Raw genomic sequence first — 1,185 nt, forward strand, 5'->3', positions numbered from 1 at the left:
GTGCGAGCAAACACATCTAACAAACCGGCGTTCTTATGCGCGATATTAATACTTTCCTTCCTTTTTGGGAGGGCTTTTCTGTTGTCACGATCAAGCCTGATGGCGACGCGCTTCAGATCGACCTGATTCCCCACGCCACCCGATTCCCTTCCTGTAGCGGCTGCCAAAAAACCTGTTCAACCACGCATGAGTATTGCGAGCGAACCGTCCGCGATTTACCGATTCTCGGCCGTGCGGTGCGCCTCAGCGTGTTGCTCAGGCGTGTTGTCTGTCGTGACTGTGGTAAACGTATGGAGGCCGTCAGTTGGCTGGACCGCTATGCCCGCATGACGCGGCGTTTGGCCGAGGCGGTCATTCAGGCCTGCGAACGCCTCCCCACACTGCATGTGGCTCAACTGTTCGGGTTGCATTGGGACACCGTTCGGTTGCTGGAGCGTCGAGCCTTGCAAGCGGCGTTGAGCGTTTTGCCAAAGGCGCAACCGCGACGTCTGGTGATGGACGAATTCGCCCTGTTCAAAGGTCATCGTTACGCCAGCGTGGTGCTGGATGCGGATACACGCCGCGTGCTGTGGATCGGTGAAGGCCGCAGCCGAGCAGCGGTCAGGCCTTTCTTCGAGGAATTGGGGCCAGAGGGTTGCGCTCGCATCGAAGCGGTGGCGATGGACATGAACACCGCTTTTGACCTAGAGGTTCGTCAGCACTGTCCCAACGCGCGAGTGGTCTACGACCTCTTCCATGTGGTGGCCAAATATGGCCGAGAGGTGATTGATCGGGTTCGCGTCGACGAGGCTAACCGGTTGCGTCACGACAAGCCTGCCCGCAAGGTTATCAAGCAGGCGCGATGGCTGTTGCTGCGCAATCCGCAGAACTTGAAAACGCCGGAACAACAGGTCCGCCTGGAGGATCTGCTGGCGGCCAATCAAGCGTTGATGACGGTCTACTTGATGAAGGCTGAACTCAAAACACTCTGGACCCCGAGTACTGCCTGGGGTTGGCGATCGGCCTGGAAGCAATGGCTGCGCCATGCGCATGAAAGCGAAATACCGGCTCTGATCCAGTTCGCCAAACGGCTAAAGGGTTACTGGCGGGGCATCGTGAGCCGGGTTCGCTGGCCGATGCACACCGGTCAGTTGGAAGGAATAAACAATCGAATAAAGGTCATCAAGCGGATGGCGTACGGTTACC

General features: G+C 57.9%; 1 protein-coding gene. It reads left to right on the plus strand.

What is annotated here, in order from left to right; translation table 11 throughout:
• Nucleotides 1-35: 35 nt before the first annotated feature.
• On the plus strand, nucleotides 36-1,185 hold a 1,150-nt coding region (locus tag NTD85_RS08225), incomplete at its 3' end, for an ISL3 family transposase (RefSeq protein WP_262141920.1).

Origin of the sequence: Pseudomonas sp. 13B_3.2_Bac1 (genome assembly GCF_025466205.1) — a bacterium.
Classification (GTDB): Bacteria; Pseudomonadota; Gammaproteobacteria; order Pseudomonadales; family Pseudomonadaceae; genus Aquipseudomonas; species Aquipseudomonas fluorescens_H.